Annotated in this window: 21 protein-coding genes; 6 read left to right on the top strand and 15 right to left on the bottom strand. The window is 60.3% G+C overall.

The window, feature by feature from the left end; translation table 11 throughout:
* Positions 1-31: 31 nt before the first annotated feature.
* From F6R97_RS26715 to F6R97_RS26680, 8 genes are all read right to left on the bottom strand, one after another.
* Positions 32-1,039 (bottom strand): Ldh family oxidoreductase, encoded by a 1,008-nt coding sequence (locus tag F6R97_RS26715; protein WP_315867372.1) that lies wholly within the window; start codon positions 1,037-1,039, stop codon positions 32-34.
* A gap of 117 nt (positions 1,040-1,156) precedes the next feature.
* Positions 1,157-2,800 carry a fatty acid--CoA ligase gene (locus F6R97_RS26710; RefSeq protein WP_315867371.1) on the bottom strand — a complete coding sequence of 548 codons (1,644 nt, stop codon included), beginning with the start codon at positions 2,798-2,800 and terminating at the stop codon, positions 1,157-1,159.
* A gap of 22 nt (positions 2,801-2,822) precedes the next feature.
* Positions 2,823-4,601: an acyl-CoA dehydrogenase C-terminal domain-containing protein gene (locus tag F6R97_RS26705; RefSeq protein WP_315867370.1), complete on the bottom strand. Its 1,779-nt coding sequence runs from the start codon at positions 4,599-4,601 to the stop codon at positions 2,823-2,825.
* Positions 4,602-4,608: 7 nt separating this feature from the next.
* Positions 4,609-7,125: an efflux RND transporter permease subunit gene (locus F6R97_RS26700; protein ID WP_315867369.1), complete on the bottom strand. Its 2,517-nt coding sequence runs from the start codon at positions 7,123-7,125 to the stop codon at positions 4,609-4,611.
* A gap of 31 nt (positions 7,126-7,156) precedes the next feature.
* Entirely contained in the window at positions 7,157-8,230 is a 1,074-nt protein-coding gene (locus tag F6R97_RS26695) for a WD40/YVTN/BNR-like repeat-containing protein (RefSeq protein WP_315867368.1), read from the bottom strand.
* A gap of 150 nt (positions 8,231-8,380) precedes the next feature.
* Positions 8,381-9,739 carry a DUF1329 domain-containing protein gene (locus F6R97_RS26690; protein WP_315867367.1) on the bottom strand — a complete coding sequence of 453 codons (1,359 nt, stop codon included), beginning with the start codon at positions 9,737-9,739 and terminating at the stop codon, positions 8,381-8,383.
* A 41-nt stretch (positions 9,740-9,780) separates the two neighbouring features.
* Positions 9,781-11,793 (bottom strand): DUF1302 domain-containing protein, encoded by a 2,013-nt coding sequence (locus F6R97_RS26685; protein WP_315867366.1) that lies wholly within the window; start codon positions 11,791-11,793, stop codon positions 9,781-9,783.
* 128 nt (positions 11,794-11,921) lie between these two features.
* Positions 11,922-12,488, bottom strand: coding sequence for an RBBP9/YdeN family alpha/beta hydrolase (locus tag F6R97_RS26680; protein WP_315867365.1), 567 nt, complete (start codon positions 12,486-12,488; stop codon positions 11,922-11,924).
* Between the two features lie 122 nt (positions 12,489-12,610).
* Between F6R97_RS26680 and F6R97_RS26675 the strand changes: the two genes are divergently transcribed.
* The 4 genes from F6R97_RS26675 (at position 12,611) to F6R97_RS26660 (ending at position 16,425) form a co-directional block, all read left to right on the top strand.
* The gene (locus tag F6R97_RS26675) at positions 12,611-12,784 is read left to right on the top strand and encodes a hypothetical protein (RefSeq protein ID WP_315867364.1); all 174 of its coding nucleotides are present in this window, start codon (positions 12,611-12,613) and stop codon (positions 12,782-12,784) included.
* 60 nt (positions 12,785-12,844) lie between these two features.
* Positions 12,845-13,882, top strand: coding sequence for an AraC family transcriptional regulator (locus F6R97_RS26670; protein WP_315867363.1), 1,038 nt, complete (start codon positions 12,845-12,847; stop codon positions 13,880-13,882).
* A 273-nt stretch (positions 13,883-14,155) separates the two neighbouring features.
* Positions 14,156-15,769, top strand: coding sequence for a T6SS phospholipase effector Tle1-like catalytic domain-containing protein (locus F6R97_RS26665; protein ID WP_038980149.1), 1,614 nt, complete (start codon positions 14,156-14,158; stop codon positions 15,767-15,769).
* A gap of 2 nt (positions 15,770-15,771) precedes the next feature.
* Positions 15,772-16,425, top strand: a complete 654-nt coding sequence (locus tag F6R97_RS26660; RefSeq protein ID WP_038980148.1) for a DUF2931 family protein — start codon at positions 15,772-15,774, stop codon at positions 16,423-16,425.
* Between the two features lie 129 nt (positions 16,426-16,554).
* Here the strand turns inward: F6R97_RS26660 and F6R97_RS26655 are convergent, their stop codons facing one another.
* From F6R97_RS26655 to F6R97_RS26625, 7 genes are all read right to left on the bottom strand, one after another.
* Positions 16,555-17,565: a YeiH family protein gene (locus tag F6R97_RS26655; RefSeq protein ID WP_038980147.1), complete on the bottom strand. Its 1,011-nt coding sequence runs from the start codon at positions 17,563-17,565 to the stop codon at positions 16,555-16,557.
* On the bottom strand, positions 17,562-17,888 hold the full coding sequence (locus tag F6R97_RS26650) for a Rieske (2Fe-2S) protein (RefSeq protein ID WP_038980146.1): 327 nt from the start codon (positions 17,886-17,888) through the stop codon (positions 17,562-17,564). The genes F6R97_RS26655 and F6R97_RS26650 overlap by 4 nt, the downstream gene beginning before the upstream one ends.
* The gene (locus tag F6R97_RS26645) at positions 17,885-18,547 is read right to left on the bottom strand and encodes a DsbA family oxidoreductase (protein WP_315867362.1); all 663 of its coding nucleotides are present in this window, start codon (positions 18,545-18,547) and stop codon (positions 17,885-17,887) included. The genes F6R97_RS26650 and F6R97_RS26645 overlap by 4 nt, the downstream gene beginning before the upstream one ends.
* Entirely contained in the window at positions 18,544-19,872 is a 1,329-nt protein-coding gene (locus tag F6R97_RS26640; protein ID WP_315867361.1) for an MFS transporter, read from the bottom strand. The genes F6R97_RS26645 and F6R97_RS26640 overlap by 4 nt, the downstream gene beginning before the upstream one ends.
* A 92-nt stretch (positions 19,873-19,964) precedes the next feature.
* Positions 19,965-21,017, bottom strand: a complete 1,053-nt coding sequence (locus F6R97_RS26635; RefSeq protein ID WP_038980143.1) for a 3-keto-5-aminohexanoate cleavage protein — start codon at positions 21,015-21,017, stop codon at positions 19,965-19,967.
* Positions 21,018-21,104: 87 nt separating this feature from the next.
* The gene (locus tag F6R97_RS26630; protein WP_315867360.1) at positions 21,105-21,953 is read right to left on the bottom strand and encodes a TauD/TfdA dioxygenase family protein; all 849 of its coding nucleotides are present in this window, start codon (positions 21,951-21,953) and stop codon (positions 21,105-21,107) included.
* Positions 21,954-21,967: 14 nt separating this feature from the next.
* On the bottom strand, positions 21,968-22,948 hold the full coding sequence (locus F6R97_RS26625; RefSeq protein ID WP_315867359.1) for a quinone oxidoreductase: 981 nt from the start codon (positions 22,946-22,948) through the stop codon (positions 21,968-21,970).
* A gap of 235 nt (positions 22,949-23,183) precedes the next feature.
* Here F6R97_RS26625 and F6R97_RS26620 point away from each other — a divergent pair, with 235 nt between their 5' ends.
* Both F6R97_RS26620 and F6R97_RS26615 read left to right on the top strand, forming a co-directional pair.
* On the top strand, positions 23,184-24,686 hold the full coding sequence (locus F6R97_RS26620; protein WP_315867358.1) for a PLP-dependent aminotransferase family protein: 1,503 nt from the start codon (positions 23,184-23,186) through the stop codon (positions 24,684-24,686).
* 111 nt (positions 24,687-24,797) lie between these two features.
* Positions 24,798-25,868 carry a sugar phosphate isomerase/epimerase family protein gene (locus F6R97_RS26615; protein WP_315867357.1) on the top strand — a complete coding sequence of 357 codons (1,071 nt, stop codon included), beginning with the start codon at positions 24,798-24,800 and terminating at the stop codon, positions 25,866-25,868.
* Positions 25,869-25,882: the final 14 nt, after the last annotated feature.

Below are 25,882 nucleotides of genomic sequence, written 5' to 3'. Positions count from 1 at the left end.
AAGCCTCGCTCCTACAGGATTTTCATCGCATTCAAGCCAGCAGTGCTTTCAGGTCGTTGTACAGCGCCTCGGGAATCTGCACCCCCTCCACCATACTGCGTGCCCGCGCCGCATAACGCCGTTGCGACGGCAAGCGTGCGCCCTGCCCTTCAATGCCCTGGAACAACACTTCGGCCCGAGACAAATGTTCCTCAGTGGCCGCCCCCAGAAAACGTCGCGGATCCAGCGCGATGATCAACTCGCCATGGTACGGCGACGACTTGCTGCCCGCGTCATAGGCCAGCGATTCGGCACTGGTCAAATCACCGATCAAAGGCCCGGCGATCAACTCCACCATTGCCGCCAGCGCCGAGCCCTTATGCCCGCCGAACGTCAGCATCGCGCCGCTGTCGAGCACCACATTGGCATCGGTGCTCGGCCGGCCCTCAGCGTCCACGCCCCAACCCTCGGGAATCGCCTTGCCGGCACGCCGATGCAACTCGATATCGCCACGGGCAATCGCACTGGTGGCGAAGTCGAACACAAACGGATCCTGCCCCGCACGCGGCCAGCCAAAGGCAATAGGATTGGTGCCGAACACCGGCACACGTCCCCCGGTCGGTGCCACCCAGGCATGGCTCGGATTACACGCCAGCGCCACCAAACTAACGGCGGTCAACTGCTCGATCTCCACCCACAGCGCCGAGAAATGCACACAGCGATTGATCGCCAACGCGGCAATCCCGTTGGCCCGGGTTTTCTCCGCCAGCAACCCAAGCCCGGCCTGAAACGCCAACTGCGAGAAACCACCACCGGCATCCACCCGCACGATCGACGGCGCCTGGTCGATCACCTGCGGTTCGGCATCGGCCGACACCTTGCCGGCCCGCAGGGAATTCACGCAGCCCAGAATCCGGTACAAACCGTGGGAGGCACAACCATCGCGCTCGCCGGCAATCACCGTCGCCGCCACCGCTTGCGCGTGGGCCAGATTAAAACCGTTGTGCAACAGGATCGATTCGGCCAGCTCGCGGGCTTCGATCAGGGTCAGTCGAATCATGGTCATCTCCTTGGACAGACCGGTCAGAGTGGTCTATCCGCAGAGATGTGGCTTGATGGGTTTGGGCGCGAGGGATGACGAAATTGGCACAGGGTTGGCGAGAGCGCGCCGCGCCTTTCAGCTCAATCCGCTTTCCCGAATCAGCTTCTTATTTATCTTCCCCACACTGGTTTTAGGAATCTGGGCGACGAACTTGAACTGCTTGGGGATCGCCCATTTGTTGATGCGGCCACGCTCGACAAACCCTTGCAGGTGCGCCTCCAGGATCTTGCTGTCGAGATACTGCCCCGGTTCGCACACCACCAGCGCCATCGGCCGTTCGCCCCATTGCTCATCGGCAATGCCCACGACCGCGACCGACATCACCGCAGCGTGTTCGCTGATCAGGCTTTCCAGTTCCAGAGAGCTGATCCACTCCCCGCCCGTCTTGATGACATCCTTGATTCGATCTTTGATTTCCACCCCTCCCAAGGCGTCGATGGAGGCCAAGTCGCCGGTGTGCATCCAACCGTTGTGCCACAACTCGGCACCCTTTTCGGGTTCCTTCAAATAGCCTTGGGTCAGCCAGGGTGCGCGCACCACGATCTCGCCCAGAGACTCGCCGTCATGGGCAACGTCATTGCCATTGGCATCGATGATTTTCAGGTCGACCATCGGCACCGGCGTGCCCGTCTTGATGCGAGTGGGCAACTGGGCTTGCGTGGATTGTTCGAGGTCTTCATCACGCAGGTACGTCAGACACAGCAACGGGCAGGTTTCCGACATGCCGTAACCGCTGTGCACCTGAATACCTTGGGCGCTCGCTTCGCTGGCAATGCCCAGCGTCAGTGCGCTGCCACCCAAGAGCATTTTCCAGCCATCGAAACGGGTCTGTCCCGCATCCTCGCAGCTCAAGATCATCTGCAGAATGGTCGGCACGCAGTGGGAAAAAGTGACCTTTTCCTCACGATACAGCCTGACCAGGCTGTTGGGTTCGTAGCGGCCGGGGTACACCTGCTTGAGCCCCATCAGGGTGGCGACATAAGGCACACCCCAGGCATGCACGTGAAACATCGGGGTGATGGGCATGTACACATCATCGGAACGCAGCAACGGCAGGCCTTGATAGACGCCCAAAGTGCCCACGGCATTCAAGGTGTGCAGGACCAATTGGCGGTGGGTGAAATACACGCCTTTAGGGTCGCCAGTGGTGCCCGTGGTGTAGAAAAGGGTCGCCACCGAGTTTTCATCGAAATCGGGAAAGTCGTACTGGTCTGCGGCCCTGGACAATACGTTTTCATATTCCCCCAGCACCGGTAACCACGTATCGATTGCTGTGTCGTCCGTGAGCTGCAGGTAACCTTTGACGGTTTCAAGCCGGCCCTGAATCTGTTCAACCAGCGGCAGGAAATCATCATGCACCAGCACCAGGTCGTCCTCGGCATGGTTCATGGTGAAGAGCACCTGATCCGGCGAAAGACGAATGTTCACGGTATGCAGCACCGCGCCGATCATCGGTACCGCAAAGAAGCATTCCAAGTAGCGATGGCTGTCCCAGTCGAGCAAGGCCACGGTATCACCGGCCTTGACGCCGGCAGCGGTCAAGGCGTTGGCCAGCCTGCGGATCCGCTGGTTGAGGGTCTGGTAGCTGTAGCGCAGTTTGTCGGCGTAAACGATTTCCCGGCCCGGTTCGTAGCGCACGCCGGACAGCAACAATTGCTTGATCAGCAAGGGATAGGCATAGGCGCCATCGGCGGGCGGAATTATTTTTGTCGCCATCATGGTTGAGTTCCTTGTCCTTCGATCAGAAGTGCGCTGCGTCAAGCTTGTAGAGGCATTCGCTGCCAGCCTTGGCCGATGCGCTCAACGAGTGGATACGTGGCAGCAGACGGGCGAAATAGAAGCGCGCGGTGGCCAGTTTGCTGGCATAGAAATCATCTTTGGAATGCGTGCTCATGGCAGCCTTGGCCATTCGCGCCCACATGTAGGCGTAGGCGGTGTAGCCGAACACGTGCAGGTACTCGACCGAAGCCGCGCCGATTTCATTCGGGTTGCTCTGGGCTCGGTCAAGCAGCCATGCGGTCAGTTCGTCGAGGGTGTCGACGGCGGCGTTCAACGGTTTGGTGAACTCACCGAGGTCAGCGCAGGCTTTGGCGGTAAAGTTGCGGATTTCCGAAGCGAACAGCCGGTAGAGCGCCCCGCCGCTGCCAACGATCTTGCGCCCGGCCAGGTCCAGCGACTGGATACCGTTGGTGCCTTCGTAAATCTGCGTGATGCGCACATCGCGAATCAATTGCTCCTGGCCCCATTCGCGGATGTAGCCGTGGCCGCCGAAGATCTGCTGGCCATGCACCGTGGTCTCCAGCCCCATGTCGGTGAGGAATGCCTTGGCCACCGGAGTCAGCAGCGACACCAGTTCCTGGGCGCGGGTGCGGGTTGCCGCGTCATCGCTGTACTTGGCGGTATCCAGTTGCAGCGCCACGTAGCTGGAGAACGCACGCCCGCCCTCGTTCAAGGCTTTCATGGTCAACAGCATGCGTCGTACATCCGGGTGCACGATGATCGGGTCGGCGGCCTTGTCCTTGTTCTGCGCGCCAATCGGTGAACGGCTTTGCAGGCGGTCACGGGCGTATTCGACCGCGTTCTGGTACGAGCGCTCACCCAACGCCAGGCCCTGGATGCCCACGCCAAGGCGCTCGTAATTCATCATGGTGAACATTGCCGCCAGGCCCTTGTTCGGCGCGTCGACAATCCAGCCAGTCGCCCCGTCAAAATTCATCACACAGGTGGCGGAGGCCTTGATGCCCATCTTGTGCTCGATGGAACCGCAGGACAGCGCGTTGCGCTCGCCCAGCGAGCCATCGTCATTGACCAGCACCTTGGGCACCAGAAACAGCGAAATTCCCTTGGGACCGGCCGGTGCATCCGGTAACCGCGCCAGCACCAAATGAATAATGTTTTCAGTGAGGTCGTGCTCACCGCCGGTGATGAAAATCTTGCTGCCGCTGATCTTGAAACTGCCGTCGGCCTGAGGTTCGGCTCGGGTGCGAATCAGGCCCAAGTCTGTGCCGGCATGCGCCTCGGTCAGGCACATTGAACCGGTCCAGGTGCCGGCATACATGTTCGGCAAATAGCGTTCCTTGAGTTCCTGACTGGCATGGGCATTGATCGACAGGCACGCACCGGCGGTCAGCATCGGGTACAAGCCGAACGACAGACTCGCCGAGTTGACCATCTCCTCGACCTGAGCCGAAATCGCCTTGGGCATGCCCATGCCACCGAACTGCGGATCGCCACCAACACCCACCCAACCGCCTTCGGCGAATGCCTGGTAGGCCGCAACGAAACCGTCCGGAGCCTGGACCGCGCCCTTGCTCCAGGTGCAGCCCTGCTCGTCGCTGGCGCGGTTCAGTGGCGCGATCACTTCACCGCTGATCTTGCCGGCCTCTTCGAGGATCGCGGCGGCGGTTTCTTCATCGATCACCTCGGCCAGGCCAGGCAGTTGGGCCCATAGCCGGGACACCTGGAAAACCTCGTTGAGTACGAAGCGCATGTCGCGCAAAGGAGCTTTGTAATCAGACATTGTTGGCTTACTCGGAAGTGGTCAGGGCATGCGACATGTCCTGACGTTGGGATGTACCGGTTTCACCGGTTTGCGCCACATCGGCTTGCGGAACGGGGTGACGCAGCAAGAAGTACGACAGGGCTGGAATCAGGATCAGCGCACCGAGCATGTTCCACAGGAACATGAAGGTCAGCAGGATGCCCATGTCGGCCTGGAACTTGATCGGCGACCAGACCCAGCACACCACGCCCGCCGCCAGGGTGATGCCCACCAGGCCCACCACCCGACCGGTAAACGACACGGCGTTGCGGTAAGCCTGAGACAGCGGCAGGCCCTGGCGCTGGTAATGCAACTGCACGCTGAGCAGGTACAAGGCGTAGTCCACGCCGATGCCCACACCCAATGCGATCACCGGCAGAGTCGCGACCTTCACGCCAATGCCCATGGCCACCATCAACGCTTCGCAAAGGATCGAGGTCAACACCAGCGGCAACAGGGCCACCAGCGTGGCGCGCCAGCTGCGGAAGGTGATCAGGCAGAACAGCGTCACCGCCGCATAGACATAAAGCAGCATGGTGCGGTTGGCCTCGCGCACCACAATGTTGGTCGCCGCCTCAATCCCGGCCGACCCGGCCGCCAGCAGGAACTGGCGATCTTCGCTGTTATTTTCCCGGGCGAATTTTTCGGCGATGCCCACCACGGCATCCAGGGTCTCGGCCTTGTGGTCCTTGAGGAAGGTGATCACCGGCATCAACGAACAATCGGTGTTGAACAACTCCGGGGAGTTGACCGAGGCTTGCTGCGCGGCGTAGTTCAGCACGTCCTGATTGCGCTGGATGCTGTTGAGCTTGGGGTTGCCTTCATAAGTACCGGCGGTGATTTGGCGCACCGCATTGACCAACGAAGCCGTCGCCTGTACGCCCGGATACTGCTGCAGCTCCCAGGCTAGACGGTCGGCGAGGACCAGCGTCTTGTAGTTCAAGCAGCCTTCCGGCGCAGTCTTGATCATCACTGCAAACAGGTCGCTGGACAGCGCGTAGTGGCTGGTGATGTAGGCGTTGTCACGGTTATAACGAGAGTCGGCACGCAACTCCGGTGCGCCACTTTCCAGATCGCCGATCTTCAACTGCAAGCTGACCATGAAGCCGCCGATGCCCATCAGTACCGCGACCAATACCGCCCCCGTGGCCCACTTGCGCGTGGTGAAACGGTCGAGCAAGTCCCACAGTTTGCCGAAGCCTTTATGCCCTTCTGCGCGCGTATCGATTTTCAGCGCACGCTCGGCAGCCTTGGCGCCGACGCCGACATAAGACAGCGCCACCGGCATCAGCAACAGCGAGGTAAAAATCAGCACCGCCACACCAATACTGGCAGTGATCGCCAGGTCGCGGATCACCGGAATGTCGATCAGCATCAGCACCGCGAACCCGACAGCGTCCGCCAGCAGCGCGGTGACGCCGGCAATGAACAGACGGCGGAAGGTGTAGCGTGCGGCGATCAGTCTGTGGGTGCCACGGGCGATATCTTGCATGATGCCGTTCATCTTCTGCGCCGCGTGGGACACACCGATGGCGAAGATCAGGAAAGGTACCAGCACTGAGTACGGGTCGATGGCATAGCCCAGCCAGGCGACGATGCCGAGTTGCCAGACCACTGCGATCAGCGAGCAGCCGACCACCAGCAAGGTGCTGCGCACGCAACGGGTGTAGGCGTAAATGATGATCAGCGACGTGACGACGGCCAGGCCGAAGAACATCATCACCTGGATCAGGCCGTCGATCAGGTCGCCCATCAATTTGGCGAAACCGATCACCCGGACTTTGTACTGGCCCTTGCCCTCCTCGCCGGCCTTGCGCGCAGCGCTGTCACCTGCGAACTCGATTTTGTCGCGCAACTGCTCCTCGAGCATTTGCGAAAAGGCGTGGTAGTCGATGCGCTGACCGCTGGCCGTGGCTTTGTCCAGCAACGGAACAATGAGCATGCTCGATTTGTAGTCGCTGGCCACCAGACTGCCGACGATTCCGGCACGGGAAATGTTCTGGCGCAACTGTTCTATTTCTTCAGGCTTGCCCTGGTAGGTATCGGGCATCACCGGGCCACCCTGAAAACCTTCCTCGGTGACTTCGGTCCAGCGCACCGCCGGGCTCCACAACGACTTCATCCAGGGACGGTCGACGCCTTCGGTGACGAACAGCTGATCGTTGACCTGTTTGAGCACGTCAAGATAAGCGGGGTCGAAAATATCGCCCTGGGTGTTCTCCACCACCACCCGTACCGAGTTACCCAAACCGCGCAGCGACTGACGGTTTTCCAGGAAATTCTGAATGTACGGCTGGCTCTGCGGAATCATCTTTTCAAAGCTGGGGCGCAGCTCCAGGCGAGTTGCGGCCATGTAGCCCAACACTACGGTGGCCAGCGCCATCAGCAGCATGAACAGCGGGCGATAGTTGAACACCAACCGCTCCAGCCGATTGCCGGAGTGGCGGTCGAAATCCCGCAGATCGCGGATCACCGGCATGGTTTCTTGTTTGGTATGGCCCATGTCTGGGTTCTCGCTCTAAGGGTTCGAGGGCTTATTCAACGGACAGCGTCCGGGCACCACGGCTGCCAACCACCACCAGCGCACCGTCGGCGGACTGAGTGGCGCCGGTCACCGGTGTCGGTGCCCGTTGCTGAACCAAATGCAATTGCGCACCTGCGCCCTGGCTGACCAGCATCTGCCCGCCCTGGGTGAACAAGCGGTAATTACCATGGGCATCGACGATGCCGGCGGTGATGCTGACGTGCAGGCCATTCTTCAGCGGGGTCCAGCTGTGACCGCCATCGGTGCTGCGCAGCACATTGCCGCGCAAGCCGTAGACGAGCGCTTCGCCGGGCTTGCCGAGCACACCGAAAAAACTGCCCTGATAGGGTGTCTGCACGGCGGCGAACCGCTGTCGGGTGTCATCCCACTTGAGCAACAGGCCCTGCTCTCCGGCGATGTACAGCGCGTCGCCGGTGGAGGCGATGGCGTTGAGGTGAAAGCCCTGCGGGTTGTCAGTGCGGTCCTGAAACGGCGTCCAGCTCTGGCCGCCATCCTCGGTGCGCAGGATCAGGTTGAACACCCCGACCACATAGCCGAGGCGGTCGTTGGCGAACCAGACATCGAGCAACGGTTTGTCGGCGCCCTGCGCCATCAGGCGCTCACCTTCGGCGGCCAGCAGTGGCCATTGTTCGTTGCCGGGTTCTGCACTGGCCAACGCGCTGTAATGCTTGACCAGCAAGGCACCGATCTCGCGGCCGTCCAGTTGCTTGCGCCAGGTCGCGCCAGCGTCGCTGCTGTGCAACACCACGCCGTCGCCGCCCACTGCCCAGCCTTGGGTGGCGGAAGGAAAACTCACGGCATTGAGGTCGGCACTGACCGGCACCGCGGCCTGCTGCCAATCTTTGCCGGCATCATCGGAATACAGAATGTGGCCACGCTGCCCGACTGCGACCAAGCGCTCGCCGGCGCGGGCCATACCGGATAACGGGCTGTTGACGGCCAAGGCGCTGACCCTGGCCGGCAGATCCAGCACGTCGACATAAGCGGACGCCTGGCTCAGGCCCTGCAACGTTGCAAGCAGAGCGCCGAGCGCCAGCTGCAGGTAATTTTTATACGAACACATACCGCGTCCTCTTCGGATAACCGCGTCGGGACACACGTCCGTGTGCCTGACGTTCCAACCTGACGCCCGAAACGATCGGCATGCGCCGACCGTCGTGCGGTCCCCTGCCTTGCAGGCGGCGGACCGAACGGACGCTTTGTCACGACGTGCTTAGCGAATCCCGCTACCGGCCAGAGACTCAGGCGACCACTGCGCCTTGGAGAGCGGATCGATGTACTTGATGCCGCCGTAAGGCCCGACCACACCGTTGATGTTGTAGGAGCCACCCACCAGGTCGTAGATCATGAAGGGCGTGGAGTCCGGGATCTGCTTGTCGTAGCTCTGGCTAAGAAACGCGAACGAGCCACGGTACAGCTGGCCACGGGCGTCGTATTGGTCAGAGGCCAGAGCGGTCCAGCTGTCTTCATCGAGGTAGAAGCGACGCTTCTGATAGATGTGCCGGGCACCGGACTTGAGGTTGCCCTCCACCACCCAGACCCGGTGTTTTTCCCAACGCACATAATCCGGTGCCAGGTGATTGGCGGTGGTCAGCGATTTTGGGTCCTGGGCGTAAGTCAGCTTGTAGGTGTTGTAGGGCACGATCATTTCCTGCTTGCCCACCAGCTTCCAGTCGTAGCGGTCCAGCGCACCGTTGAACACGAAAACATCGTCGTAGGTGCCCGCGCCGGCGGTGCCGGGGTTAGGCGTGTCGTAAGCCAGGTTCGGTGCCAGCTTGACCCGGCGCTGACCAGGCAAGTATTGCCAGGCGCGGCGCGGTTGCTGCAGCGGGTTGGCGGCGTCCTTGAGCATCACCGCTTCACCCGCCCGGCGCGCAGGGCCTGTGTAAGACAGCTTCATCTGGTAGTACACGTCGGCACTGCTGATCGGCTGCGCCAGGTTCTCGTAGATCGGATAGGAAATGAACGCCTGCCCGGTGGTCGCCAGGGTCGGCACGCCAGCGGAATCGACGTTCCAGGAGTCGTACTTGGAGTTGATGTTGACTCCCTGATAACGCAACAGGAAGTTCCACATCGCCTCGTTCCCCGTCTGCGGAATCGGGAACGGCACACCGGGCAGTACGTTATCGATGGCCAATCCGCCTTCCAGAGACTTGGCGTCGGTAGCGTTTTTCACGCCATTGTCCAGCACAGCCTTGGGCAACGAGACGGTACGGTGAGTCGGGTAGACATTGACGTGGAAGCTTGGGAAACGCTTGGCCAGTTCCGCCGTGGTTGCACTGAGCAAGCCCTTGTACTGATCGACGTTTTTGCCGTCGATCACCAGCAACGGTTTTTCGTTGACGAAGGGATCCGGACGCATGCTGTCACCGGATTTGAAACTGGCCGGCGGCGTGGTCAGGCCACCGTCATAGGCTGGGATGGAACCATCAGCGTTCCCGGCCTTTTCGGCGCCCACCAGGGTCAGGCTGCTGCCCAATTTGGCAGCGTCCTGAGTTGAAACAGCGGCCTGTGCCTGGGCGGCAAGGACCATGGCCAGCGAAGCGGCCAACACGGTTTTTGCGAATTTCATCTTGTTATTCTCCTGCTTGCATTGAGCAAATCAGTGGTGAATCAAAAAGTGGTTTTCATCGTCAGGTAAACGGCGCCACGGTCCTCAGTCGTGGCTCCACCACCGGAGAAGGCCGAGTAGCCGCCGCCGTAACACGCGTAGTTTTCATTGCCGCTAAAGGCATTGGGTGTAGAGCCGTCGCCGCTGCCGGCATTGGCCGCACCGGTGCTCAAACCGCTGGTATCGCACTTGTCGGTCTTGCCGAAGGAGTCCACGTACTTCAGGTCGATGAAGTATTTGTTGTACACAACGGCACCCACGCCCACGGCATAGTTGCCGGTGTCTTTGGCACCGCCGCCAGACACCGGTGACACGCCGTCAAGGCCGACGTTGATGGACATCGGTGCGTTGAGGTCGACGCCGGGAAACACCTGGTACCAGGTCGGCGTGAAGTTGACCGCGATACCCCAGTTGTCCCGGGTAGGCTGGTCGATGCCGCGATAGGTGTCCTTGCCCTTGTAGAGCGCTTCGTTCTTGCTATCGAGCTTGAGCAAGTTGCTGTAGTACAACTCGGCGAGCAGGCTGGCCGAATCGAACACTGGTGTTTTCGGGAAGGTCATCAGGCCGTTGAGCGTCCAGTGCAAGGTGTCACCGGTGGCCCCCATGCTGTCGCCCTTTTGCGGGGTGTCATAGATCACCCCGGTGGCCGCCGTGCGGGCCGGTAACAGCCCAAGACCGGCGCCCAAACCCCGCGGCCCTGTCGAGCTGACAACCGCGGGAATACTGGCCAGCGGCATGTTGTGCCGAATGTTCAAGTCTGAACCGACGCTGATACCGCCCACATCCTTGGACAAACTCAGGCCGACGATCTTGATGTTGTCGGCATAGGCCAATTGATAGGTGCTGGTGCTCAATGAATTGAGGGTGTTGACCACCGCCGGCACCATGCCCGCAGGCGGGGTGCCGTTAGGATTGGCCGAGGTCAGCCCGGTGGCGTTCAACCAGGCTTGCGGCAGAATTTCCGAGGTTTCGCGGTAGTAGACACCGAGGGTGCCATCCAGCCAGGCCGGCGACCATTTGGCCATCACGCCCCAATCTCCGCGCTTGTCCGGCGTCAGGTCGTGACCGCGACGCACATTGGTCAGCCCGTTGCAGGGCGCCAGACCACAACCCAATGGACTGCCCGGCACCACGCCATTGGTGTTGCCCAACAGGAACGACTGCGCACCGAAGCCGACCAGATCGGAACCGCCGTAGTAAGTACCGGCTTCAGGCAGGCGGGCGGCATCCCAATCGAGGAAATACTGAGCGCCCACGGTCAACTCGGGATTGACCGTGAATGACATCGACAACTGGTTACGCGGAACGAACAGTTCCTTGGCTTCGGTACCCGGCGAGGCGGCCAGTTTGGCCAGGTCCAGACCGGACTGGCCGTAGCTGATCGAGTGCACCGGGTTGAGGATGGTTTCCCCCCAGAACACGTTGTGCTGACCGGCCTTGACGCTCAACAGCGATTCCTCGCCCACTTCGGTGCTGTAGAACACGAAGGCATCGAGGATTTCGCCGGACGGACCGGTGTAGTAACGCTGGGCGTAGTTGCTCAGGTGCGGGCTGCCATTGCCGACATTGTCGCCGGTGACCCCGGCCAGGCGCGGATCGTTGGCGACCAGACCCGACCGTGCGTCATTGCCGTTGACGAACGGGTTGGAATTGGAACCGGTATTCTCGTAGGCCTTGTCGTACCAACTGGCGGCACTGACGCGAAAGCCCATGTGGTTCTGGTAGACCACATCCATTTCGGTCAACAGGTCAACACGGTTGGTGATGTTGGTCCCGGCCTTGCGGAAGTTGTAGTCGCCATCGTTGTTGTTCGGTGTCGCCAACATGCGCTTGTCGGCGCTTTCGGTGCGTACGCCGTAGTTGTACTTCACGGTGTTATCAAAACGCACGGTCCAGTCCGGGTTACCTGTGTCGAGTTCGACCGCCTGCGCGACCGGCACGGCGGCGGCCAGAATGGCCGAGGCCAACAAGGTGTAACGCGAGGGTGCGAACCCGTGACTCTTATTGTTGTGCATTGCGTTGTCTCCGCCTTTTTGTATTTGTTTTAAGCGCAGCCGCCCTCGCGCACCCTCTTGTTCCAGGGGTTTGCGTTCTTCAGGAGTGAGGGCAAATGCCGGATGGCTGGGGCCAGCCGGCGCCTGAATTAGCGATCCAGCTGCAGGATCAATGCTTCGGCTTGCGGCCAGTGGCCAAAACCTGCAGCCGGATTGAGATGACCCACCTCGCCCACGTTGAGCAGTTCGCTGCCCCAGCCTTCAGCCAGGCGAGTGACGGCGTCCAGGCTGGCGAGGTGGTCGTTGGTACTGGCGGCCACCAGACTGCGGAACGGCAGTGGCCCTTTTGGTAGAGGATTCCAACCCTGGGTGCGCAGGGTTTCAACAGATGGGTAGCCTTGTGGCCATTGAGCATCGAGGTCCGGAGGCGTGGCCAGCAGCGCGCCCTTGATCGGACGACTGTGCTGCGCAGCCCAGTGCGCGACCATCAGCACACCGGCACTGTGAGCAACCAGAATCACCGGCCCGTCGATCTGCTCCAGCTCGCGCTGGATCGCTTCGACCCGCTTGGCGCAATCGAGCTTGTCGGTTTCCAGCGGCTGCACACTGCGCACTTTGCAGAGCCTCGCCTCAAGCAGCGTTTGCCAATGCTCGGCAACGTGCTCACGCAGGCCCGGTACGATCAGAACGGTTGCGGCAGTTTGCAGTTTGTCCACTTCAACACCTTCGCTTTCTCGATGACTCGACTGGCTCTATCGCCAGGGGCTTTTTGTAGGACTGACATTAAAGAGCGCCCACCCCAGGCGCTTTTCATTGGACGTCAGGCACTTTTCTTTTCATGACAGATTTCAAGGTGTTTGGTGTGCCGCGACCATTGGTCGAAAAACCCCGCAGCTTCTCTGCGGGTCACTGTAATCAAGGGGTGAGCGTCGATTGCCCCATGGCAATGGTCGAGATTCTGGACAAGATTGGCCGAGCGCCATCGACGACACCACAACTGTTCAACCGCTGATGTGCTGGATATAGTCGCCACGCTCATCCGAATCGCAATCGGCCCAGGAAAGACCTTCGCATGCCCAAGCTCGTTCGCGCCGCCGTCTTGACCAACTACCTGGAGGTCACCCAGTACCTGGGGTTCAATCCGCGCGATGTGCTGGCCGGCGTCGGCCTGAGCAAAGCGCTGCTGCAAGCGCCCGAACACCGCATCCCCATTGATGCCGCCGTACGCCTGCTGGAAGATTCAGCCGCCGCCAGTGGCTGCCAGAGCTTCGGCCTGAGCATGGCCGAGTCGCGTCAGCTCTCGGACTTCGGTGTAGTCAGCCTGCTGCTCAGCCACCAGCGAACGCTGCGAGATGCGTTGCAAGTGTTGGTGCATTACCGTCATCTGATGAACGATTCACTGGCCCTCTTCATTGAGGAAGCCGGCAAGATGGTGATCATTCGCGAAGAGGTGGTTACTGAATCGCCGATGCCCTGCCGGCAAGCCAATGAACTGGCCATCGGGGTGATGTTCCGCCTGTGCGCCGCCCTGCTCGGCACCCACTGGCACCCTTACAGCGTCAACTTCACGCACCAGCCTCCCGACAACCTGCAACTGCATCGCCGTCTGTTCGGCTGCAATCTGGAGTTCGGCAGCGAGTTCAATGGCATTGTCTGTTCCGACGCCAGCCTCGACGCGACCAACCCCAATGCCGACCCGGCGATGGCGCGCTACGCCCAGAGTTACCTCGACTCACTGCTGAGTCATGAAGGTCCCTCGATGCTGTTCGAGGTGCGCAAAGCCATCTACCTGTTGCTGCCGATGGGACGCGCCACCATCGAGCAAATCGCCCAGACCCAGGGCATGAACGTTCGAACCCTGCAACGTCGCCTGAAAGACGACGGCTGCGCCTTCAACGACCTGATCAACGACGTGCGCCGCGACCTGGTGTTGCGCTACCTGGACAACCCGAATTACTCGTTGGGACGGATCGCTGACATGCTCGGCTATTCGATGGCGAGTTCCTTCACACGCTGGTTCATCACCCAGTTCGGCATGCCGCCCGCCGCGTGGCGCAGCGCACAAAAACAGACCACCTCAAAATCTCTCTCTGGTTCCAAAGAGTCCTGAGCCAGCCGAACCTCCGAGTAATCTGTGGCCGGCACGGGCAAAAGTCCGCAGCGGATTAGCGGATGCGCCTCCCCGTTGCCCCCCTTCTCCCCCCGCATTCATTGCCTGAAGGCTTTTCTGACAGCCTCAGGCTTCAAGCATCCCATCCCGATCCTACAAGCGATTAAGTCGCGACTGGCAGCGTCACCTATCCCCCAACGCGCACTGTTGTCCCCAGAAACCGATCACTGATGTGGCGCCCAGGGACGGGCTTTGCGCAAAAGGGATGCATTCATGGAAAAGGACTTTGGGGGTCACCACTGCGCCGTCTGCCGCGACCGCGCCCTGGCAGAACGGACCCGAAAACCCGGGCTTCGACCAGACCCGGCGGAAGAACAACGCAAATACGACGAAATGATGGCCCGGCAACGGACACAGGCAGAGCAACTCAACGAAGTGTGGGAAGCCAAGGAAGCGCGCGAGGAAGCCGCCATTGTGAAGGTCACTCTGCGTATCGGGGTGTTTTTTGATGGCTCAGGCAATAACCCGTTCAACGTGGAGATGGGGCGCAAGTGCGCGGCTCATCATCCGGTATCAGCGCAGGATATGGATGGTAATTGCAAGCCGTACATGCAAGACCCTGACAGCAGTTATGGGGGTGAAGTGACGAATGTTAAGCAGTTGCATGATTTGTATATGGCATCTATCGACCAGGGAAAAATCATCCAGCAAAAAAAGGCATTCGATAAGGTCTATGTCGAAGGTATTGGTACGACCGCAGGTGGGCAGGATAGTCTGCTGGGCATGGCTTTGGGTCGGGGTGAGACCGGTATCGAAGCTCGGGTATTGGATGCATTCGGCCAGATAAAACGGCGGTTACGCAACTTTCATGAGGTCTTCCCGGACATCCAAATCAGCTCCTTGACCTTCGACGTGTTCGGCTTCAGCCGTGGTGCGGCCGCCGCCCGACATTTCGCCTGTTTGTGCCTGTCAGGAACCAACAGCCCGCTCAGGGAAACGCTGTACCTGCCAAATAGTCTGTTCGACCGGGGCTTCAGCAAGGTCTTTGGTGAAGGGGTCAATGTCGGGTTTATCGGCCTGTTCGACACCGTCGCTTCCTTGGGTGGCCTGAGTAACCTGGGTAATGTGCGCAGCCCGGCAACCCCCGGGGTCAAGTTGTATTTGATGCCGCACTTCTTTCCCAATGTTTTGCAACTGGTGGCACGGGACGAATACCGCGCTAATTTCGCCCTCAACAGCGTCAGTCCGGATCATCTGGAAATCAGCCTGCCGGGGGTTCACTCGGATATCGGCGGTGGTTACCGCGAAGACATCGAAGAGTGCGTGTTACTCAGCCCCATGCAAGCTCTGGAGGTCGGTGAGTTCACCGACGTAAAAACCACCTCGATCTACCGAGAGACACAACAGGAACGGGCGAAATGGCACGCCAAGGGCTGGCCAATGGAGATGCTGGAACTGATCACCCCAGATCCGGTAACGCTGCTGCCTGAGCCAAGAGAGCAGAGCGCGCCGAAACAAAAGCGGGTATTTGTCGGGTTGCAGCTCCGACGTAAGATCGGTGCCGGGCTATCACGGGTATACCTGCGGGTGATGTATGAGGCGGCCAAAAAACATGGGGTTGAGTTTTACGATATTCAGCAACGCGCCGCTTTGGCACCACCTGCCGAGATTCAGCTAATGTGCGAACGGTTTGTCGCAGGTGATTACCGCATTACCGCCGCCGAGGAGCACCTGTTGAAGCTGCGCTACATCCATCAGTCGGCGCACTGGAGCCCGACGTTTCTCTCAGGCCCCCGCACCACCCGATTCGAACTGGCCTATGCCCATATCCCAACGGCAGATGCCGTACGGGTGCACCACCCTCATGTACCGGAATGGACGCTGTAACCATGAAAATGCTGATCGTGTTATTGGCGCTTGTATCGATAAGTGCCTGCCAACCCGTCGATCCACTGTCGGCCAAAAACGACTACAGGACATCTTGGTGGTATATCGGCTTCACCGAGCCCGCTCATATGACGGTATGGGTCGAGACCTCCGCTGTCGAGGACATAAAGGGGCGGATTATTTACGATATCGCTGCGGGGGTAGCGGGTAGCAGTGACCACGAGAATGGAACTGAAAATGCGCGGGGCTGGGTGGGTATTGGCGGCGCCGGCATGCCCGTCACAGGCGCCGACCTGCCGAAACGCCTCTTTGTGCGTTGGCAATCGATTGTCGAGCGCAAGACCTACGCGGGCTGGATCGATATCTCCGAATCCACCCGCGATATCATGCGCAACTCGACAGCCCAGCGTTGCCACGAAACCCCTGAGTTTACTGCCAATCCGAGTGCAGCCCTGAATCTGGGGCTCGCGCCGGGCGGCATCATTCAAGTCTGGGTCTGGGACGACTGTTTCCGCGCCCACAAGGTCGATCGCGGGCAAGTCGGCATCGAGCCGTTAGGCCCCGATCAAGGCAAGTACAACGGCTTCTACGGCAAGATCAAAGACTCTTCAAAACGCTACATCGAACACTTTGGCATTCCCTATGGCAGTTGGTGACGATGCATCTTCGAGCTAATAAAAAAGCGGCGACTGCTGGTACAGTCGCCGCAAAGAACCGGTATCTGTGACACCGGCCGAGGAGTCCTGTGGCGAGGGAGCTTGCTCCCTCGCCACAGTTTTGTGTGCTTACATTCCCCACCGCAGCAACAGCAGCACCAACACAACAAGGAACACTGTCTCCCCCACCATCAACAAAATGGGTTTGATGCCGACAGCCGCCAGCTCCTTGAGTTGGGTCTTCATGCCCAGGGCGCTGATGGAAACCACCAGGCACCAGCGCGACAATTCATTGACCGATCCCTGCACCACCGGGGCTATCCAGCCGGTGCTGTTGATACAGGCCAGAATCAGAAACCCGACGGCGAACCACGGCAGCAGCGGCGGTCGTTTGCCCGCCGGGTCGGCGCCCTGCAGGCGGGTAATCATCGCGGCGCAGACGATCACCGGCAGCAGCATGGCAACCCGCATCAGCTTGATCACCGTGGCCGTATCGCCGGTCTCGGTCGACATGCTGTAACCGGCACCGACCACCTGGGCGACATCATGGATAGTCGCCCCCAAGAACACGCCCGCCACTTGCGGCGACAACGACAGCCAGTTGGCAATCATCGGGTACACGATCATCGCCAGGGTCGACAGCGCCGACACCCCGATCACCGTGAATAACGTTGCGCGTTCTTTCTGCGGATGGTTCGGCAATGCCGCCGCCAGCGCCAACGCCGCCGACGCACCACAAATCGCGGTGGCCCCACCGGTGAGCATGCCGAACAAACGCTGAAACCCCAGCGCCTTTGCCGCGATCACCGAAACGCCGATCGTCACCACCACCACAATCACCACCAGCGCCACAGGCTTCCAGCCCAGCGCGGCAATCTGTTCGAGCGTGATGCGCATGCCCAGCAACGCCACGCCAATGCGCAACACCGTGCGCGCCGTGAACTCGATGCCAGCCTTGCAGGCGCCGTCACCGGCCAGGAAGTTCAGCGCCATGCCCAACAGCAAGGCAAACAGCATCACCGGCGCGCCGTAGTGCTCGGACAAAAAGGACGCGGCCGCCGCCACGATCAGACTGACGACAAAACCCGGCGCCAGTTCGCGCGTTCGGCTATGGATACGGGTAAGAGCGATGGCGCTCATGGCGCGGACTCCTCGGGAACGATGACGATGAATGCCTGGCCGTCGATGATCTCGACCGGGTAGTTGGCGACTTTGAGCTGGGTTGAATTGAGCAAGTAACCGCTGCGCAGATCGAAGCGCAGGCCATGGGCGCAGCACTGAATCACCCTACCCTCAAGGCGCCCGCCACACAGCGAGGCACCCTGGTGCGGGCAACTGTCGTCGATGGCGAACAGGTCACCTTCGACGTTGAATAACGCCAGGCTTTTGCCATCGAATTCGAACAGCGCACGACCACCCACCTGCGGGAGTTTTCCGGCAGGTACAGGGACACGAAGACTCATATCGATTGCCGCTCACGAGCACTTTCTTTCAGGGCTTCGCTCATGGCCCCGAGTAGCGCTTCGGCAGGCTGCGCGCCCACCATCGTCATCCGACGGTCGAACTGAAAGCTCGGCACGCCGCTGGCGCCGCCGGGGAATCCGTCAAAGGGACTGGCGTCGCCCTTCAGGCAGTCGGCCACAGCTTCTGCCTCAATGCCGCAGGACCGGGCAATGGCGAGCAAGGTCTCACGGCAACCAAGGTCTTCGCCCTTCTGGAAATAAGCAGCGAACAGACGCTCGAACAAGGCGTCACGCCGGGCAGGATTGCCCAGTACGCTGACACGCTCCAACAGCCGATGGGCGTCTGCGGTATTGGGCATGGTGGCTATGCGACTGAAGTCGATGGACACCCCCACTGCCTTGGCGGCCTGCTGCACCTGGGCCTGCCGCATGGCCACAGCGTCGGCATTGCCCAGACGCTTGCGATAGAAATCGGCGAAAGGTTCACCTTCTACCGGCAATTGCGGCAGCAACTGCACGCCATGCCACACCGTGGTGATCTGCACATCCGGTTGGCGACTGCGAAACTGTACCTGCGCATGCTCCAATTGGCGTTTGCCGATCAGGCACCAGGGGCAGATGAAATCGAAAAACACATCAATACGTAAACGACGACTCACAACTTCACCTCTACTACGGATTCGCCCACCGGATCGTTGATCCGCTCGCCCTTAAGCCGGGCAATGTCCTTGTGGTAATGACACTTGGCATAAAAGAACACGGCCGCAGCCGCGATGCTGACCAGTGGCACCAATTGAAAAGCAGCCTGCAAGCCGATGAGGTCGGAAACCCTGCCGGTGATAAACGGCCCAGGCGCCAGCCCCAACATGTTGTTGGCCAGGGTCAGCGTGGCGAAGGCCGTGCCGTGGACCGAGTAATGGGTCAGGTTGGCAACCATGGCGCCGCAAGGGCCGGTCGTGCCGGCGGCAATCAACATGCCCAGGCAGATCAGCACCAATTGCACAGGCCCTGCCGGCAGGGCGAACGCCGCCGACAACAGCAGACAACTGCCCAGGCAATAGGCGATAGCCAAAGCGACTTTGCGCTCCGGCGAATGGCGACACAGTCGATCGCTGAGCATGCCGCACAGGATCATCCCCGCACCGCTGCACAGCACGATGATCGCCGCGACTCCGCCTGCCTTGTCGGTGGCCATGTCGTAATAACGATTGAGGTAACTGGGCATCCACACAATGACGGTGCCGCCAACGAAAAGTTGCAAGCCACTGCCGATGTAGGCAGCGATCACCGAGCGGCTGGAAAACAGCGTACGCAACGGCCGCTTGACCGCGGTAGCCGCCTTGTTCGCCACCTGAGCGGCACGTTGCGGCGCAATGCGTGCTTCCTTGACGATGATCGGATAAAGCACCGCCAGCAGCAGACCGAACAGCGCCATGCCGGCAAACGACCAGCGCCAGCCAAGCTTGGCGGCGATTGCACCGCCCAGCGCCATCCCCAACACCGACCCGAACATGCCACCCGCCATGAACGCACTGGTCAGGGTTGCACGCATGTGTTTGGGAAATACCGAAATCACCACCGCGATGCCGACGCTGCCGTACGCCGCTTCGCCGACGCCGACCATGAACCGTGCAATGAACATCTGCTGGTAGTCTTGCGCCAACGCACAGCCCAGCGTCGCCAGACTCCACAGCAAAGCCATCAGCGCCAGGCTCTTGACCCGGCCGAAGCGATCCGCCAGCAATGACAGGGGAATGGTCAGCAGCCCCACCATCAGAGCGACAATGCCACTGAGCAGGCCGAGCTGACCGTCGCTCAGGGCCCATTCGCCCTTGAGCATCGGGAACACCGCGTTCAGCACCTGGCGCGACATGTAATCGGAAATCAACAGCCCGAACGTCAGTGCGAAGACGATCCAGGCATACGGACGCGCAACACCGACAGCACAGTCGTCATCGTCTGCGGCGATTGGGTGAAAGGCCATGCAGCCTCCTCAAAGCTTTGTTTTATTGTTGTTATCAAGCGTGTTGCAGTGCAGCGAGCGGGAAGCCATTGACCTCCCGCTTCGTCTGCCGATCAGCCGCGTTGCGGCACACCTTTCTGCCCGGCCTTGCGGTTGGGGGCCATGCCATTGGCCAACAGGGTTTCTTCGATGCTTTGGTACTGCACACCGATGCGGTAGATCTCGCGGGCTTCTTTGCCCGTGGCGATTTCGCGACCCAGTTCATGGGCGATGCGTACGGTCTGCTTGATCTGCGCAACTGAGCCGAAACGATCGCCCTTGTGATCAATGATAGTGTCTTCATTGCCCACACGCGGGTGCATACCCATGGCCATCGACATGGTGTTGAACGGCATGACGTTCTTGAGCAGCGACTCGGAGGTCAAGGTGCAACCGTCTGGCGCGCGGTGGATGAAGTTGAAGAAGTTGAACGGATTAGGGCCATCGAAACCGCCGCCGATACCGATCCAGGTCAGGTTCAACGGACCTTTGTAGACGCCCTTGCGCACCAGGCGCTCGAGGGTTTCCATGGCGTGCATGCCGGTCAGCTGGAAATGCGGCTGGATGCCGTTGTCCATCAGACGCTTGAGATGCTCGGCAACCCAGGCCGGGCCGGCCGGTACGGTCATTTCGCTGTAGGCCGCCTGATAGGCAGGATTGGCCAGGGAAGTGCCTTCCAGATACTCCGGATACAACAGCTCCATGATGTTCATCTGGGTGGTGTTGATGGCCACCGTGACCTGATCCGGTTTTGGCGTCAGCTCGGCCAGCATGTGGCGCGTATCGTCAGACAGCCACTTGGCGGCTTCGCCATCGCTTTCCGGTGCGAAGGAAATCGAACCACCGACCTGGATGATCATGTCCGGCACGGCTTCACGCACACCGGCGATCAACTCGTTGAACTTGGACAGACGCTTGGAACCCTTGCCGTCCAATTCACGCACGTGCAGGTGCAATACCGTTGCACCCGCCTCATAACAATCAACCGCCTTCTGCACCTGCTCATCCATGGTCAGCGGGATGTCTTCAGGGAAGTCTTCCGGCATCCACTCAGGGCCATACGGGGCCACGGTGATCACCACCTTTTCCATGTTTTCCGGGTGCAGGGAATCGTCGAAGAATTGCATGAGTTACTCCTGTTTTTATGATTGTCGCGCCCACCCGGGATCGTGCCGGGCAGACGTCTTTACGAGTGCGAATGCAGAAGGGGTCGATCAGTAAGTCTTGTCGCCGATGATCCCGGCGCGATCCATCTTGCGATGGCACGGCGGGTAATCCATGACGGCGTAGTGCTGGGTGCTGCGGTTGTCCCAGATGGCAATGCTGTTGGGTTTCCAGCGCCAGCGCACCTGATACTCGGGGATGTAGGCCTGGCTGATCAGGTAACGCAGCAACTCGCTCGCGCCCGGGTTGGCGTCCTGGCCGAAACGCACCCGCTCGGGGGTGTGGTAGTTGCTCAAGTGCGTCGTGAAGGCGTTGACGAACAGCACCTTCTCCAAGGTTTCCGGGTGGGTGCGCACCACCGGGTGCTCGGCATCCGGGTACATCGCCCTCAGTGCCAGACGCTTCTCGATCGGCATGGCGGCACCGAAACTCGCTTCGATGCTGTGGCGCGCGCGCAGGTCGGCGATCTTCACCTTCACGTCTTCCGGCAAGCGCGCATAGGCCTCGACCATGTTGGCCCACATAGTGTCGCCACCCACCGGCGGGCACTCCACGCAACGCAGCACGCAGCCCATCGGCGGGGCCTCACGCCAGGTGGCATCGCTGTGCCAGGAGTTTTCATAGCGGTCCGCCGGCTGGTCCGGGTTCTTGTAGATGCGCACCAGCCCCGGATGATCCGGGTCGCTGCCCGCCACCGGGTGATCTTCCAGCTCGCCGAAGCGACGGGCGAAGGCCACGTGCTCGGCGCGTGTGATCTCCTGATCACGCAGGAACACCACCCGATGCTTGAGCAACTGAGCACGAATCTCGGCAAACAGGCCATCGTCATGCACCGCGTCGGCAAGGTTGACGCCAATCAGTTCGGCGCCAATGCTGCAGGTCAATTGTTCGACTTTCATGGCAGGCGACTCCCTTAAATGACGAAAATCGATGAGCCCGTGGTCTTGCGTGATTCCAGGTCGCGATGGGCCTGCACGGCATCCTGCAAAGCATAGTGCTGGTTGATCTCGATCTTGATCCGACCGCTGCCGACATGGTCGAACAACTCACCCGCCAACGCGGCTTTTTCCGCCGGGTCGGCGATGTAGTCGGCCAGGGCCGGACGGGTCAGGAACAACGAGCCTTTCATCGCCAGCAGTACCGGATCGAAAGCCGGGATCGGACCGGACGCCGTGCCGACGCACACCATCAGGCCGCGACGCTTGAGCGAATCCAGCGAGCCCATGAAGGTGTTCTTGCCGACACTGTCGAACACCACGTTGACCCCCACGCCGTCCGTCAGCTCGCGAACGCGCTGGGCGACGTCTTCATGGCTGTAGTTAATGACATGCTCACAGCCATGGGCCAAGGCGATTTCACCCTTGGCCTCGGTGGACACGGTGCCAATGACGTTCAGACCGAGCAGCTTGGCCCACTGCGAAACGATCAGGCCGACACCACCGGCAGCGGCGTGCAGCAGAATGCTGTCGCCGGGCTTGAAGTCGTAAATGCGCCGCATCAGGTACGACGAGGTCAGACCGCGCATGGTCATGGCCGCTGCGGTCTCGAAACTAATGGTTTCCGGCAGCTTGATCAGCGGCGCGGCCGGAATCAGACGCTCGGTGCTGTAGGCACCCAAGGTATTGAGAAAACCGGTGTAAGTGACGCGATCGCCGACTTGAACATTGGTCACCCCTGCGCCAATGGCCTGGACCACACCGGACGCTTCAACCCCCATGCCGTTGGGCATCGGGATCGGGTAAGTGCCATTGCGAAAGTAGGTGTCGGCATAGTTCAGGCCCACCGCCACATGGCGAAGACGAACCTGGCCTGGACCGGGATCGCCGACGTCGACCTCTTCATAACGAAGGACTTCGGGACCACCGGTTTCGTAGAAGCGTACGGCTTTGGCCATTTTTTCTTATTCTCCAGTCTCAGTTGGGCGTGCTGCGTCGAATTGCGCTGATTGGACTGTAGGACGCCGTCTGGCGAGTCGCTTCTCATCAGACGACAATGGCTTTTCATTTCATGACAATGCGCGTTGCATCAACGCCTGCGGTGGATGACTTATCCAATGCCTCTCGATACCCTGCGAATGTCGGTACCTGATGGTTTCCAGGTCTAACCACCCTCCTCCAGACGAGCATGTGATGAAATCCCCTGCAGGTTTGCTGCTGTCGGCTATCGAGCTGGACCGTGCCAGCGCCATCCCCCTGTACCGCCAACTCTATTTGCAGATTCGCAAACAGATTCTCGGCGGAAAAATGCAAGGGGGCGTGCGCCTGCCGTCAACGCGAACCCTCAGCAAAGAATTGGCGCTGTCGCGGATCACCATTCTCAATGCCTTCGATCAGCTGATTGCCGAAGGCTTTTTGGCGTCGCGCACCGGTGCCGGCACCTATGTCGGCGATGAGTGGGAGAGCCGAGGGATTGCCGACGAAGAGCAGCGCCAGCCACCGCGCCTGTCCGACCTGAGCCAGTCCATGCTGTCATTGCGCAGCAGTCACTTTCGCGGGGTTTCCTATACCGATTGGGACCCCGCGACCCCCACCTCATTCCTGCCCAGCCACAGTACCTACGACGCATTCCCGCTCGCAGTGTGGCGGCGCTTGATGAACCGCCACCTGCTCAAGCCGACCAAGGCCATGCTTGGCTATGGCGAACTGCAAGGGTTACAGGCCTTGCGCACGGCGATTGCCGAGTACGTCTTTGATGCCCGTGGCATCGATTGCAGTGCCGAGCAGGTGGTGATCGTTTCCGGCGCCCAGCAAGCCTTCAACCTGTTGGGCATGTTGTTGCTCAATCCGCAGGACAGCGTATGGATGGAAGACCCAGGACACATCGCGGCGCGCATTGCGTTGCAAGCCCAGGGGGCTCAGGTGGTCCCGTTACGGATCGATGAACACGGGATTGATATTCAGCAAGGCCTGGCCGAGTGCCCTGATGCCCGCCTGGTGTTTACCACGCCATCTCGCCAGCATCCCTTGGGCGTGACCATGAGTTATGCGCGGCGCCAGGCACTCATCGATTGGGCCGCGCAGTATCAGAGCTGGATCATCGAGGACGATTGCGACAGTGAATTTCGCTACAGCGGCCGCCTCCTTCCCGCCCTCTACGCCATGGACCGGATGGCTCGAGTGATCTACGTCGGCACCTTCAGCAAAGTCCTCTTTCCCTCGCTAAGACTGGGCTACGTGATATTGCCGCAAGCCCTGATCGAACCCTTCTGCACCCTGCGCGCGGTGATGGATCGCAGCCCGCCCACGCTTCTCCAGGCGACGACAGCGGACTTCATGCGCGAAGGCCACTTCCTCGGCCATATTCGCCGCATGCGGGCGCTGTACCAGGCTCGCCAGCTAGCGCTGCTCGAGCAACTTCAGCAACAGCTGGGCGGCTTCTTCAACATCACCCCGGTGGAAGCCGGCATGCACCTGATCGCCTGGCTGCCACCCACGCTTGATGACGACGTCATCGCCAGGGAACTGGCCCGGCACAACATCCACACCTATGCCTTGAGCGATTACTGCCTCGAGCATGTCCTGCCACCTGCCCTGCTCATCGGATTTGCCGGCACACCTGAAGACCAGGCCAAGGAGCGTGTCGAAGCGCTGGCCCGGGCCTTGAGCAAAATGGGGTACTTGCAGGCCACTTGAAGCAAGGCAAGTGGTCTTATGATTTAACTGATAATGGATCTATCGAGAGTTCCTGACTGGCGCGATAAAGGCTGCACCGGTAGACCCGGCGTCTGACCAGGAACGACTCGAATGAACAATAAGATCCAAGAGCGATTCAATGCCTTGCTCAGCCACAAGGCTGCCGAGGCAGGAATACCTCCCCTACTGACTGAAGCACTGGCCCGCCAACTGCTCGACCGCCTTGGGCAGATGCGCTTGTTTGCGCATGCCTATCCATTGCTGACCAACCTCACCCATGGCCGTGTCACGCCGGCCGACCTGTTGGATTTCGCCTATCGCCACGAGCTGCAGGGTCTGAGCCTGCATTTGCTCGACGGCGAGGAAAACAGCCTGAGTCAAATGACACCCGCGCAGTTGCAAGTGTTTGCCGACAAGGCCAATGCGCTCGGACTGGATGTGCACCTGGAAATCAGCAGCACGCTGAAAAAAAATGTCGATCAGGTGATCGCCATTGCCAAGGCGCTTGGGGTCCGCAACATCCGCGTTTACTCACGCTACGAGGGCGCGTTGTCGCGGGTCATGGACGTCATCGAATCCGATCTGCATTACCTTGCGCAGCAGGCCGACAAGCACGATCTGTACTTCGACTTCGAGCAGCATGAAGAACTCAAGAGCGGCGAGATCGCGCAACTGCTGAACCGGCTGAACCACCCACGGCTGCATGCCTTGTTCGACTTCGGCAACATGATCAACGCCTGCGAACAGCCACTACCGGCGCTGCGGACCCTGGCGCCGCACATACGCCAGACCCACCTCAAGGGTGTGCGCATCGTTCCCGAGCACAACGGCTTCGGCCATTACGGTGTGCTGCAGGGCAGCGCCGATGACGACTTGCCAAGCGCCCGCATGTTGTTCGAACTGTTGATGCTCGGCGACTCAACCCCGCAAGTGATCGCGTTCATTCTTGAGCAGGAAAACCACTACGTCGCCCCGGCGTTCCGCCAGACCTCTGAGGCTGCCGATCCGTTCATTGCGTACCGGGAAATGAGTGACACACCACTCCCGGACGGCTACTCGCTCGAACGAATGCTCGCCGACGAACATCGTTGGGCAAACAACCAGGTCGCCTATGTGCGAGGCCTGCTGGCCGAGTTCCGAACCCTGGCCGAGTTGACCCTGGCCAACCCCGCTAATCCCTGAACCTGACACGACAA

Origin of the sequence: Pseudomonas sp. JV414 (assembly GCF_032424305.1) — a bacterium.
Taxonomy (GTDB): domain Bacteria; phylum Pseudomonadota; class Gammaproteobacteria; order Pseudomonadales; family Pseudomonadaceae; genus Aquipseudomonas; species Aquipseudomonas lini.
The sequence above is the reverse complement of the archived record's forward strand: the minus strand, read 5'-3'. Positions and strand labels throughout refer to the sequence as shown.

Coding starts and splice junctions, on each gene's coding strand:
- F6R97_RS26635 (WP_038980143.1), bottom strand. CDS start 21,017: ATGCAATTCTTCGACGATTCCCTGCACCCGGAAAACATGGAAAAGGTG.
- F6R97_RS26660 (WP_038980148.1), top strand. CDS start 15,772: ATGAAAATGCTGATCGTGTTATTGGCGCTTGTATCGATAAGTGCCTGC.
- F6R97_RS26650 (WP_038980146.1), bottom strand. CDS start 17,888: ATGAGTCTTCGTGTCCCTGTACCTGCCGGAAAACTCCCGCAGGTGGGT.
- F6R97_RS26695 (WP_315867368.1), bottom strand. CDS start 8,230: ATGTGTTCGTATAAAAATTACCTGCAGCTGGCGCTCGGCGCTCTGCTT.
- F6R97_RS26685 (WP_315867366.1), bottom strand. CDS start 11,793: ATGCACAACAATAAGAGTCACGGGTTCGCACCCTCGCGTTACACCTTG.
- F6R97_RS26655 (WP_038980147.1), bottom strand. CDS start 17,565: ATGAGCGCCATCGCTCTTACCCGTATCCATAGCCGAACGCGCGAACTG.
- F6R97_RS26615 (WP_315867357.1), top strand. CDS start 24,798: ATGAACAATAAGATCCAAGAGCGATTCAATGCCTTGCTCAGCCACAAG.
- F6R97_RS26675 (WP_315867364.1), top strand. CDS start 12,611: ATGACAGATTTCAAGGTGTTTGGTGTGCCGCGACCATTGGTCGAAAAA.
- F6R97_RS26630 (WP_315867360.1), bottom strand. CDS start 21,953: ATGAAAGTCGAACAATTGACCTGCAGCATTGGCGCCGAACTGATTGGC.
- F6R97_RS26640 (WP_315867361.1), bottom strand. CDS start 19,872: ATGGCCTTTCACCCAATCGCCGCAGACGATGACGACTGTGCTGTCGGT.
- F6R97_RS26710 (WP_315867371.1), bottom strand. CDS start 2,800: ATGATGGCGACAAAAATAATTCCGCCCGCCGATGGCGCCTATGCCTAT.
- F6R97_RS26665 (WP_038980149.1), top strand. CDS start 14,156: ATGGAAAAGGACTTTGGGGGTCACCACTGCGCCGTCTGCCGCGACCGC.
- F6R97_RS26705 (WP_315867370.1), bottom strand. CDS start 4,601: ATGTCTGATTACAAAGCTCCTTTGCGCGACATGCGCTTCGTACTCAAC.
- F6R97_RS26620 (WP_315867358.1), top strand. CDS start 23,184: ATGAAATCCCCTGCAGGTTTGCTGCTGTCGGCTATCGAGCTGGACCGT.
- F6R97_RS26715 (WP_315867372.1), bottom strand. CDS start 1,039: ATGATTCGACTGACCCTGATCGAAGCCCGCGAGCTGGCCGAATCGATC.
- F6R97_RS26700 (WP_315867369.1), bottom strand. CDS start 7,125: ATGGGCCATACCAAACAAGAAACCATGCCGGTGATCCGCGATCTGCGG.
- F6R97_RS26670 (WP_315867363.1), top strand. CDS start 12,845: ATGCCCAAGCTCGTTCGCGCCGCCGTCTTGACCAACTACCTGGAGGTC.
- F6R97_RS26625 (WP_315867359.1), bottom strand. CDS start 22,948: ATGGCCAAAGCCGTACGCTTCTACGAAACCGGTGGTCCCGAAGTCCTT.
- F6R97_RS26690 (WP_315867367.1), bottom strand. CDS start 9,739: ATGAAATTCGCAAAAACCGTGTTGGCCGCTTCGCTGGCCATGGTCCTT.